Here is an 11554-nt window from a genome sequence, read left to right as displayed (position 1 = left end):
AACTGCATCGCGGCGATCAGGTGTACCAGGTCGGCTCAGGCACCTCGTTGCGCAGCACGTAGTCGCCGACCTCACGTTTCTTGTACGCGATCGGGTCGTGCAGGCTGTGCGTGCGCAGGTTGCGCCAGAAGATGTCGAGGCCGACCGAGTTGGCCGAGGCTCGGGCCCCGGTGAGCTCGTAGATCTTCGTGGCGACCTCCAAGCCGTCGTCGACGATGCGCAGCTTCCCCGCCGCGATGCGCACGGCGATCTCGCCACGTCGGCGTGCAGTGAGGTCTTCGCGAGGGGCGTGCAGCACCGCGCTGATCTCGGAGCCCACGGCATCCAGCAGCGCTTCATCCGCCCACAGCTTCGAGGCCAGTTCGCCATAGCCCTCGAGCAGGTACCACTCGTCCGTCGCGTGCTGCTTGTCGTCGCCGCCGTACGGCCACGGGCGGGTGGTCGATCGGGTGTAGGCGGATGCCGTCTCGAGTGCACCCTGAGCGATGCCGAGGTAGAAGTTGGCGAACACGAGCTGGATGGTCGGCACGTTCAGGGTGTTGTACGTCAGAGGCTGGAACACCCGGTCGACGAAGCCGGCTGCCGCTGTCCAGGGGACGCGGACGTCACGGATCTCGACCGAGCCGGATTCGGTCAGTCGCTGGCCCAGGTTGTCCCAGTCGTTCCCGAAGACGATCCCCTCCTGAGCCGTGGGGACGATGGCGAAGATGTGCGTCTCAGTGCCTTCGAGGACGCCTTCGAGGACGGTCAGATCCGAGATCTGACCACCGGTTGAGAAGGACTTGCGGCCGGAGAACACCAGGTCCTCGCCGTCTTCGCGGACCACCAGATCGGAGTCGCGCGGGTTGACCGCGCCGCCGAAGACGAAGTCGTTCGCGGTGTACAGCTCCTCGACCGCGGTGATCTGCTCTTCGGTTCCCACGAGACGAGCCGCCCACGCCCAGAGGTAGTGGTAGCCGAGGACCTGTCCGATCGATCCGTCGCCGCGGGCCACCGCCCTGATCACGCGGTACGCGGTGTCCCAGCTCTCGCCGGCGCCGCCGTGGGCGCGAGGGCCGAGCAGGGTGACGAGACCTGAGTCCTTGAGCAGCTGCACCTCAGCTCGAGGCGTCGCGTTCGCGCGGTCCCTCTCGACGGCATCCACCGCGAGGATGTCGGCCACCTCCTCGGCGCGGTCGATCCATTCGCGGCTCGTCTGAGGTCTCGGCGCGCCGAGCCAGCGATCGCTGAGGCCTGTCGTCACTGCATCCGTGATTGTCACGTTGTCACCCTTCCGGTTGGTCGATGCGGCAACGATAGGAGCGCGATCGGTCTGAATGCGGGTTGTTACCCAGGGTGAGTGACTGTTACCCACGGTGACCCCTCCTCACCGGCCTGCTGTCGCGGGCGGATCGGGGAGGTCGAGACGCGACCCGGCAACTAGAATCGAGGGGATATGGCTACCCCGCACCCCCTCACCACGACCGCCAGCGGAGCCGACGTACGCGTCCGCTTCTGCCCCTCGCCGACCGGACTGCCGCACGTCGGCATGGTCCGCACAGCGCTCTTCAACTGGGCGTTCGCCCGCCACAACGGCGGGAAGATGGTGTTCCGCATCGAGGACACCGACGCCGCCCGAGACAGCGAGGAGAGCTTCCGTCAGCTCGTCGACGCGCTCACCTGGCTCAAGATCGACTGGGATGAGGGGGTCGAGGTCGGTGGTCCCCACGCTCCCTACCGTCAGTCAGAGCGCCATGACATCTATCGCGGCGTGATCGACAAGCTCCTCGCTTCGGGCGCCCTGTACGAGAGCTTCTCGACTGCGGAGGAGATCGACGCTCGCAACGAGGCGGCCGGGCGGGCGAAGCAGCTCGGATACGACAACCACGATCGTGACCTCACGACCGAGCAGAAGGACGCCTTCCGCGCTGAAGGGCGTCAGCCCGCACTCCGTCTGCGGGTGCCGGACGAGGACCTCACCTACGTCGACCTGATCCGCGGCGAGGTCACCTTCCCCGCAGGTTCGTTCCCGGACTTCGTGGTGGTGCGTCCGAACGGCATCCCGCTGTACACCTTCGTGAACCCGGTCGACGACGCGCTGATGGGCATCACGCACGTCCTTCGCGGCGAAGACCTGATGCCCTCGACGGCTCGTCAGCTCGCGCTCTACGCGGCTCTGATCGACGCAGAGGTCACCACGTTCGTGCCCCGCTTCGCCCACATGCCCTTGGTGCTCGGCGAGACCGGCAACAAGAAGCTCTCCAAGCGCGACCCGCAGGCCGATCTGTTCCTGCATCGGGATCGCGGCTTCATCCACGAAGGGCTGCTGAACTACCTCGCGCTCCTCGGCTGGTCGATCGGCCACGACCGCGACGTGTTCAGCCTCGAGGAGTTCATCGAGGCATTCGACATCGTCGACGTGAACCCGAACCCGGCACGCTTCGATCAGAAGAAGGCTGAGTCGATCAACGGCGACCACATCCGCAAGCTCGATGAGAAGGACTTCGCCGAGAGGACGATCCCGTACCTCGCTGCTGCGGGCCTCTTCGATGAGCCGACGCACGAGCAGCTCGTGCTCGCCTTCCGCGTCGCGCCGCTCGTGCAGGAGCGTGTGCAGCTGCTCGGTGACGTTCCTGGCATGGTCGGGTTCCTCTTCACCGATGACGTCTCGTACGATGCCGACGCGCTCAAGGGGCTTCCCGCGAACGCCGCTGAGGTCCTCGACGCCTGCGTCGTCGCACTCGAGCCGGTGACCGAGTTCACGCCCGAGAAGATCCAGGATGCTCTCGCTGAGGCTCTCGTCGAGAAGCTCGAACTCAAGCCCCGTGTCGCCTACGGCCCTCCGCGCGTAGCGATCACCGGTCGTCGTATCTCGCCGCCGCTGTTCGAGTCCATGGAGCTCCTGGGCAAGGACGAGTCGCTGCGGCGGCTGCGGTCACTGTCGGCGTTCCTCGCGAACTGACGAGGCAGGCGGGTGGGGGAGCAGCGCTTCGGCGCTCTCCCGCCCGTCGCCGTGGTCGCGCAGAGCAGTGATCAGCGGGCGACGCGCCCGGACGGACCGTGGCGTTTTGGCATTAGGGCCGCGGCTCGGGTAAGCTTGACTCTCGGTGCGAGGCTCCGGTTTCGCCCTTGGGGTATGGTGTAATTGGCAACACGGCGGTTTCTGGTTCCGTTGTTCTTGGTTCGAGTCCAGGTACCCCAGCAAGACGAAAACCCCCGCTCAGGCGGGGGTTTCGTCGTTTTCGGACGTGCGTCTACTCGCACTCGCCGATGAACTCGAGGTAGCACACCGCCTCATGGGTGACCGCGGGCTCGTAGTCTTCGTTCGATACCTGGCGGGTGTCGATCTCGGGTGACTGATGCAGGTTCCCATAACTGCCGAGCGTTGCGACGTAATAGCCGTCACCGTCCAGCGCCTTCATCTCGTCTATCGCGGTGCTGTACTCCGCGCACAGGAGTCTCGCGGCTTCGGCGAGCTCGACATCGACGCAGGCAGCCGTATAGGTCGCGACCATGAGGTTCGTGCAATCGGTCCAGTCCTGGTTCACCGAGCACGGGTTCACGTCGTCCATCGTCACGTCGACGCGACCGGTCTCGTACTCCTCGCTGCGGAAGGTCTCGGGCTGCTCAGGCACATCGGTCTTGGTCCAGTGGCGTGCTGTGGCGAAGGCGAAGATCACGACGATCGCCGCGATCAGCAGCAGCGCGCCGAGGATCGACAGGGTCACCCATAGCCCGACCCGCTTCTTCGTGCCGGGTCGGTCCTCCGGCGCGGGTGCATAGCCCGGGTAGACGGGAGGACCGGCAGGGGCTCCGTCCTGCGCGGAGACTCCGGGAGCCGCGGCGTAGGCGGGCGGCGGCCCATCGTATGCGGGCGGCGGCACGATGTGCGCGGGCGGCGCCGCATCGAAGACCGGAGGCGGCGCATCGAACGCCGGGCCCGCGGGCGGCGGGGGAGTCGTCGGCTGCGTCGAAAGCCAGTACGCGTACCAGCTCTGCGCGGATGCCGGATCGTCGGCCACCTGCTGCGCTTCGAGGTCGGTGAGCTGCACCCCCAGCGCCGCCCGCAGATCTGCTCTGATCAGGGACGTGCGGAACTCCTCGAACGACATGGCCATAGTCAAGAGGATGACAGACGTCGGTGTGTCCGACAATCCGATCCATGGGCAGCGGTCGTACGCACCCGGTGCGGCCCGAAGGACCCGGCGTCGCCTAGCAGGTCGCCCGTGTGTCGCGCCATGCCCTTCAGTCCGCGCTCCTCGTCGGCCATCGTGATCGAAAGCACCACCCATGCCGCACGCGGCGTGACCGAGAGGACGAGAATGGCGCTCACGAGAGTCGTGCCCGGCGAGACGCCCGGAATCCGACGCGTACGATCCGGGTCCGGATTCAGATATGTCGACGCCGGCAACACCCCGGTCGCCGAGGCCGACCGGGAGCGCATCCGCGACCTCGCGATACCCCCGGCGTGGAAGGACGTGTGGATCGCCGCCGATCCGCTCGCGCACATCCAGGCAGTCGGAACCGACGATGCCGGACGACGCCAGTACCTCTACCATCCGCTGTGGCGTACGGGGAGGGATCAGCGCAAGTTCGCTCGAGCGCTCAAGCTCGCCGCCGCGCTGCCCGCGGCCAGGGCCAAGGTCACGCGCGCCATCGGGCAACCGGGTCTGACGCGAGAGCGGGCACTCGCGGTCTCCTTCCGCCTGCTCGATGACGCCGCTCTGCGCATCGGCTCCGAGCGCTACCTCGTGAAGCACGGCAGTCGGGGGCTGAGCACACTCCGGAGACGGGACGTGCGCATCGATGGCAGTGACGTGGCACTGAGCTTCCCCGCGAAGAGCAAGCAGCTCGCCGCGATCGAGATCACCGACGCGGCCCTCGCCGAGGCGCTGTCTGAATTCGCCGTCGGCTCGCCCAAGGCACCGCTGCTCGCGTATCGAAAGGGCCGCCGCCGCGTGCGTCTCACGTCGGGCGAGGTCAACGACTATCTTCGGAAGGTCGCCGGCGCGTCGTTCACCGCGAAGGACTTCCGTACGCTGCACGGCACGATCCTCGCGGCAGACGCGCTCGCGCGGATCGGTCGACTCGAGACGAAGAACGAGCGGCGGCGTGCCGAGCGCCTCGCCGTGCAGGCCACGGCGTCAGCGCTCGGCAACACCCTCGCGGTGGCCAGAGGGAGCTACATCGATCCGCGTGTGTTCCGGCTCTATGCGCGCGGTCGCACTCTCGATCTCACGGTGTCGCCCGAGACGGCGATCCGCAAGCTCCTCGGGCGCTGAGAGCGATTCAGCTCTCGCGGGGGTAGGTGTAGAAGCCCTCGCCCGTCGCCACGCCCAGCTTGCCCTTGTCGATGTAGTGCTCCTTGAGCAGCTCGGCGAAGCGCTGCTGCTTCTCGCCCCCCATGCGGGAGATGTTGTATGCGGTGGTGAGCCCGACGATGTCGTAGATCTCGAACGGGCCGGCCGGGGCGCCGGTGCCGATCCGCCACGTCGCATCGATCGCCTCGGGTTCGGCGATCCCGTCGACGAGCAGCTCGGCTCCGGCCTGAAGGAAGGGCACGAGCAGCGAGTTCAGCAGGTACCCGGCCTTCTCCTTCTTGATCTGGATCGGGACCATGCCGATCTTCGTCGCGAACTCGACGACCTCGTCATAGACGGCGGGGTCGGTGGCGGGCGTTCCCATGACCTCCGCGGTGTTGTGCGACCAGATCTCGTTCGCGAAGTGCAGAGCGAGGAAACGGTCGGGGCGTCCCGTCGACTCAGCGAGTGCGCTGGGAAGCAGGGTCGAGGAGTTCGTCGCGAAGATCGTCGTCGCGGGTGCGGCGGCGGCGAGGGAGCGGTAGATGCCCTGCTTGAGCTCGAGGTTCTCCGGCACGGCCTCGATGACGAGGTCCGCAGAAGCTGCGGCCTCCGCGAGGTCGGACGTGAGGCGGATGCGGCCGATCGCGGCCTGCCCACCCCCGTCTGCGGCGTTCTCGACGCCGTCGGCGACGTAGCGCGCGCCGAGACTCTCGAATCGCTCGGCCGCGCGGTCGAGCGCAGGCTGATCGATGTCGTAGGCGACGACGTCGAAACCGTGGAAGGCGGTCTGGAACGCGATCTGCGATCCGAGCACGCCGGTGCCGAGAACAGTGATGTTCTTCATTTCTCTTCTTCCTCTGATGGCCTTGTGGGCCGTGGTCAAGCCGGGGCGTCGCCCCTGTCGAAGCGCTGGAGGTCATGCGCGAAGCGCTCCACCTCGGCGTCCGTCCACTGCGCGAGATGCGCGTCGATCACGCCCTGGAGCGATCGCATCGTGTTGCGGAAGGCCTCTTCGCCCTCGGCGGTCAGCTCGAGCGGACGGCCGCGCCCGGAGGCTGACGGCGTCTCCTGCACGAGGCCGAGAGAGACGAGCGCCGAGAGCTGGCGCGACACGGTCGACCGGTTGAGGCGGAACATGCGGGCGATGTCTGTCGAGCGGATTCCCGGCTCATCGGCGATCGCCATGACGATGGACTGATCGGTGATCGACAGCCTCGGCTCTTCGGCGCGGGCGTCGACGAGGCCGCGGCGCGTGATGGCGACGAGGGATCGCAGGACGACGGCGCTGTCGCTGCGGCGTCCGCGTGAATCCTCTTGCTGTTGCACAGTGCAACTCTACGCCGAAGTGTTGCGTCATGCAACACACCGCGCGGACTTCTCCGAGGACCTCAGATGGAAGGATGGAGACATGGACACAGCCAACCTCTCGCGAGAGGAGACCGCGGCGCGATCCGCCGTCATCTCCGTGCGCAGCATCCGCGTCGAACTCGACCTCACGGGTGCACCCGAGCGGGCACGCAGCGGGTTCTCCACGATCACGACGCTGGAGTTCGCCTCGACCGCGTCGTCGACCTGGCTGGACTTCATCGGTGAGAGCGTCGAGAGAGTGGTCGTGAACGGGGTCGACAGCGAGGTGGTCTACGACGGTGCGCGCATCGAGCTGCATGACCTCGTCGACACGAACGTGGTGCGCGTCGAGGCGGTCGGAAGCTACAGCAGGTCCGGCGAGGGGCTGCACCGCTTCCACGACCCCGCCGACGACCGGACCTATCTCTACACGCAGTACGAACCGGCCGACTCGCGCCGCGTCATGGCGTGTTTCGAGCAGCCGGACATCAAGGCGCCGTACACCTTCGTGGTCGATGCCCCTGCGGGCTGGGAGGTCCTCTCGAACCAGGTCGCGGCGAGCGTCGACGCGGGAGTCGGGGTGCAGCGTGTGGAGTTCGCTCCGACGCTCCCGATCTCGAGCTACATCACCTCCGTCGCGGCTGGGCCGTACGCCCGAGTCGAGGGGGAGTGGGAGCGCGGGGATCAGCGCATCGCTCTCGGACTGTTCGTGCGGCAGTCGCTCTCGCAGTATCTGGAATCCGAGGAGATCCTCGAGATCACGCGCCAGGGTCTCGACTTCTTCACCGATGCCTTCGCGTACCCCTATCCCTGGGGCAAGTACGACCAGATCTTCGTGCCCGAGTACAACCTCGGCGCGATGGAGAACCCGGGGCTCGTGACGTTCACCGAGTCGTACCTCTCAAGGGGTGCGGCCACCGACGCCCAGCGCGCTGCCCGCGCCAACACGATCCTGCATGAGATGGCGCACATGTGGTTCGGCGACCTCGTGACGATGAAGTGGTGGGACGATCTGTGGCTCAAGGAGTCCTTCGCCGACTACATGGGTTCGCACGCCTCAGCGGTGGCGACGCGCTTCCATGACGCATGGGTCAAGTTCGCCGCCAACCGCAAGGCATGGGCGTACCAGCAGGACCAGCTGCCGACGACGCACCCGATCGTCGCCGACATCACCGACCTCGAGGCGGCGAAGCTGAACTTCGACGGCATCACTTATGCCAAGGGTGCCGCGGTGCTGAAGCAGCTCGTGGCCTTCGTCGGCGACGACGCGTTCTTCGAAGGTGCCCGCAGGTACTTCGCCGCGAACGCCTTCGGCAACACGACCCTCGACGACTTCCTCGTGCAGCTGAGTGCGGTCTCCGGCCGCGACATGACCGAGTGGTCGCAGGCCTGGCTGCAGACGACAGGGGTCTCCACGCTGCGCCTGGAGCGAGAGACCGACGGCAGCGCAGCACTCGTGCAGAGTGATCCTCGCTCGCATCGCCTGCGCATCGGTCTCTACCACCGCGTCGACGGGCGGGTGATCCGCCGCGACCAGCTCGCGCTCGACATCCACGAGGAGCGCACACCCGTCGACATTCCGGTCGCAGATCTCGTGCTTCTCAACGACGACGACCTCACCTATGCCAAGGTGCGGCTCGACGACGCATCGCTGACGACGGTGCAGGAATCGCTGTCCTCGATCGACGATCCCCTCGCGAGGGCCGTCGTCTGGTCGTCGCTCTGGAACGCCACGCGTGACGGAGAGCTGACGGTGGCGCGATACACCTCGATCGTGCGCGCGCATGCCCCGCACGAGTCGAACATCGGTCTTCTCGCCGGCATCCTCGCGAACACTCTCTTCGCGATCCGGAACTATGCGAGCGACCACGAGCGACAGGGGGAGCAGCGGGCGTGGGTGGAGACGGCGTGGGCTGCGCTGCAGGCATCCGATGCCGGCAGCGATGCCCAGCTCTCGTGGGCTCGCGCTCTCGCGTCGGCATCGGCGTTCGATGACGAGCGCGCGGCCGACATCGACGCGCTCCTGCACGGCGATGCCCCGGAAGGTCTCACGATCGACCCCGATCTGCGGTGGCAGCTGCTCACGTCTCTCGTCACGACGGGTCACGCGGGCGCCGATGACGTCGCGGCCCAGCTGGAGTCCGACGACACCGGAAGCGGTCGCACGGCTGCTCGCAGGGCACTCGCCTCGCAACCCGATCCCACGGTGAGAGCCGCAGCCTGGGACGCAGCCTGGAACGATGAAACGCTCAGCAATGACCATCTGGATGCCGTGATCGCGGGCTTCCGCGCAGGCGGGCGCCGTGACCTCATCGCGGGGTTCGACGCCGAATACTTCGAGAGGATCGGCGACGCCTGGGGCGCCCGGAGCATCGAGCTCGCTCAGCGCCTGGTCGTGGGGCTGTTCCCCGCGTCGCCGACGCTCGACCTCGTGGATGCCTGGCTTGCCGGGAACGGCGCGGCGCCCGCTGCGCTGCGCCGGATCGTCGTCGAGCAGCGTGATCACCTGGCCCGAGCGCTGCGAGTTCGAGCTGCGCAGAGCTAGCTCTACTTCGTCCTGGAGCTGCGGCTGCCTCGGCTCCGCGTTCATGCGCCGGGAGTGCTGAAACTGCTCTTCGCGGGAGATCAAGCGATGGCAGGGCGTCGCGTGAGATCGTCAACCTGATCTGGGACCAGTCGGTCACTCTGATTCAGGACCGCCCCGGACCGGATGGTTCATCTTCTTGCGGCTGTGTTGAGCGCTTAGCCTGTGAGACAGGACACTGCTTGAGCGAGGGGGAGAGATGGATCGCATCTTCAGCGATGACGACCTGGCGGGGCTGTTCGATGACCACGCTTACGGGTTCGAGAGCTATACCGAGGCGGCACCGTCTGACGAGCTGATCGCCGAAGTCGAGGCGGAGCTCGGCTACCGCCTCCCCGCGGCATACATCGAGCTCTGCCGCACGGTCCGTAACGGCGGCACGCTGGACCGCAGCTGCTTCCCGACCACCGGCGTGCACGTCTGGGCGGAGGACCACGTCGCCGTCACCGGGCTGTACGCGATCGGACGAACATCGCACTACTCGCTCCTCGGCTCTATGGGATCGAGGTTCATGGAACAAGAGTGGGAGTACCCCGACATCGGGGTCTACTTCGCCGACACGCCAACGGCCGGCCACTCCGAGTTCGCCCTCGACTACCGGGAGTGCGGTCCGCAGGGTGAACCCGCGGTGGTCGTCGTCGACCAGGAGGACGAATACCGGGTCTCCTCTATCGCGAAGGACTTCGCGACCTTCATCCGCGGTCTCGTGTCCGAGGAGGAGTTCCAACCCGATCCGGAGGAGGAGCGGGCCGAGTACCTCGCGATCGTGAACGAGGGATCGTTCTCGCCGATCGTGCAGCGGGGCATCGACGCCATCGCCGAAACCCTCCCAGATGCGGGCGCCGCCGTACGCGAGGTCGCTCGCCGGATCGTGGCGGACAAGGGATTCTTCTCTCTGCACGCCGACGCGAACTCCCACCTGATGTACGCGGCGATGTTCCTCTTGCACTCGACCCTGACGACCGCTCGGTCGCGCGACGAGTTCATCGACGGGGATCCGGATGCCGTGGACTACTCCGTGCCGTGCTATCGCCTGATGCTCCCGGTTTCTTTTGTCGCGGATCGCTTCGGCTTCACGACAGGCGGGTGGGCGCGCGACTTTGTCGCCGACTGGTGGGATCAGTCGGTCGAGAACGGCTCGATCGTCGAGACGCCGGACGGCTTCCGATACACCGCGGATACCGAGGCCGGACTCGTGCGCATCCTGCGCATGCTCGCCACGACGACCACCTGAACTGGACCTCCCTGGCCGTTTCTCAAGCACCCCAAGCAGAGGGGACGGCCCCGCCAGCCTCCACCAGAGAGACAGGCGAAACGCGACGACGCGAAGCAACTTCATCGACCACTATCGCAAGCCACCGGAGAGCTGAGCGGGCTCATCGCGGGGCCTACTCGCGAGGCTCGATATATATGGGATCTGGACCTGGTGAGATCTCTCAGCGCCCGTCCCATAGCTGAGATTACCCCGCGTCGAGCTCGTCGGCGGTGCTCGCCCCCACGGCGAAGTACTCGGGTCGGTCGTCGCTCTGGGTCAGGAGAATCAGGGCGATGTACGCCGCCCACGCTCTCGCGCGAACCCAGGTGGCATCGTCATACCGAGATCCGGTCGCTCTGCGGAACACCTCGCGACCTTGGGCGTCGAAGAGCATCCACGACGAGGCGAGATCGTAGGCGGGGTCGCCGACCGTGACGTCGCCGAAGTCGATGAGCGCAGCGAGCGTGCCGTCCTCCACCAGCATGTTGCCGGGGTGGAGATCGCCGTGGATCCAGACCTGCTCCGAGCGGGCCGGTGCGGCGAGACCTGCGACCCAGGCGTCGCGCAGCGCCGTGCGCTGCCCGAACGCATCGAGTCGTGGCCGTATCGCGTCGTCTCGAGTGCTCAGGGCGCGTCCTCGCACCGGGTTGCGCGGAGCATCCGCGGGGGCGGGGACGTGCAGCACCCTCAGGGCGTCGGCGAGTCGTGGTGCCCACGCCGCGTTGTCCGATCGGGAGGAGGCGAGCGCCGTCGTTCCGGAGATCCAGGGGACGACTGACCAGGGCCGCGGAAACAGCTCGCTCGGTTCACCGGAGATCAGCGGCACCGGGGTGCGGACGCCGATGGCCGCCAGCGCCGGACCGATCGCGCGGAGCGCGCGCTGCTCATTCGTTATGAGAGGCACGGCGAGCTCGCGTCGTGGCAATCGCACGACCAGCTCAGATCCGAGCCTCCACATCGAGTTGTCCCAGCCGTCGGCGAACAGCCTGAGCGGCAGGGCGGCGAGATCAGGGCTGGTTCGCCGGAGAAGGTCTCGTACGCCGCTCTCATCGAGCGAGTATTCGGCGGAGGGGGAGTCCGCCACGG

9 protein-coding genes and 1 tRNA gene are annotated in these 11554 nt (G+C 67.0%); 5 read left to right on the top strand and 5 right to left on the bottom strand.

Annotated elements, in window-relative coordinates; translation table 11 throughout:
- Positions 1-16 precede the first annotated feature (16 nt).
- On the bottom strand, positions 17-1261 hold the full coding sequence (locus ACLKOY_RS03695) for an acyl-CoA dehydrogenase family protein (RefSeq protein WP_436452469.1): 1245 nt from the start codon (positions 1259-1261) through the stop codon (positions 17-19).
- 174 nt (positions 1262-1435) lie between these two features.
- On the opposite strand from ACLKOY_RS03695, the gene gltX reads away from it, so the two are divergent.
- Complete coding sequence (gene gltX, locus ACLKOY_RS03690; protein ID WP_436452468.1) at positions 1436-2941, top strand: glutamate--tRNA ligase; 1506 nt, start codon at positions 1436-1438, stop codon at positions 2939-2941.
- Positions 2942-3109: 168 nt separating this feature from the next.
- Positions 3110-3181: transfer RNA gene (locus ACLKOY_RS03685), tRNA-Gln, on the top strand.
- 52 nt (positions 3182-3233) lie between these two features.
- On the opposite strand, the gene ACLKOY_RS03680 is transcribed toward ACLKOY_RS03685, so the two are convergent.
- Positions 3234-4097, bottom strand: a complete 864-nt coding sequence (locus ACLKOY_RS03680; RefSeq protein ID WP_436452467.1) for a hypothetical protein — start codon at positions 4095-4097, stop codon at positions 3234-3236.
- A gap of 204 nt (positions 4098-4301) precedes the next feature.
- Between ACLKOY_RS03680 and ACLKOY_RS03675 the strand changes: the two genes are divergently transcribed.
- On the top strand, positions 4302-5261 hold the full coding sequence (locus ACLKOY_RS03675; protein ID WP_436452466.1) for a DNA topoisomerase IB: 960 nt from the start codon (positions 4302-4304) through the stop codon (positions 5259-5261).
- 7 nt (positions 5262-5268) lie between these two features.
- Here the strand turns inward: ACLKOY_RS03675 and ACLKOY_RS03670 are convergent, their stop codons facing one another.
- Both ACLKOY_RS03670 and ACLKOY_RS03665 read right to left on the bottom strand, forming a co-directional pair.
- Positions 5269-6126 carry a 3-hydroxyacyl-CoA dehydrogenase gene (locus ACLKOY_RS03670; RefSeq protein ID WP_436452464.1) on the bottom strand — a complete coding sequence of 286 codons (858 nt, stop codon included), beginning with the start codon at positions 6124-6126 and terminating at the stop codon, positions 5269-5271.
- A gap of 35 nt (positions 6127-6161) precedes the next feature.
- On the bottom strand, positions 6162-6608 hold the full coding sequence (locus tag ACLKOY_RS03665) for a MarR family winged helix-turn-helix transcriptional regulator (protein WP_436452463.1): 447 nt from the start codon (positions 6606-6608) through the stop codon (positions 6162-6164).
- Positions 6609-6690: 82 nt separating this feature from the next.
- Between ACLKOY_RS03665 and pepN the strand changes: the two genes are divergently transcribed.
- Positions 6691-9174 (top strand): aminopeptidase N, encoded by a 2484-nt coding sequence (gene pepN / locus ACLKOY_RS03660; RefSeq protein ID WP_436452462.1) that lies wholly within the window; start codon positions 6691-6693, stop codon positions 9172-9174.
- Positions 9175-9412: 238 nt separating this feature from the next.
- Positions 9413-10447, top strand: coding sequence for an SMI1/KNR4 family protein (locus ACLKOY_RS03655; RefSeq protein ID WP_436452461.1), 1035 nt, complete (start codon positions 9413-9415; stop codon positions 10445-10447).
- 226 nt (positions 10448-10673) lie between these two features.
- On the opposite strand, the gene ACLKOY_RS03650 is transcribed toward ACLKOY_RS03655, so the two are convergent.
- Entirely contained in the window at positions 10674-11552 is an 879-nt protein-coding gene (locus ACLKOY_RS03650; protein ID WP_436452460.1) for an aminoglycoside phosphotransferase family protein, read from the bottom strand.
- Positions 11553-11554: the final 2 nt, after the last annotated feature.

Source organism: Microbacterium sp. K2 (assembly GCF_051365005.1).
Lineage (GTDB): Bacteria > Actinomycetota > Actinomycetes > Actinomycetales > Microbacteriaceae > Microbacterium > Microbacterium foliorum_B.
The sequence above is the reverse complement of the archived record's forward strand: the minus strand, read 5'-3'. Positions and strand labels throughout refer to the sequence as shown.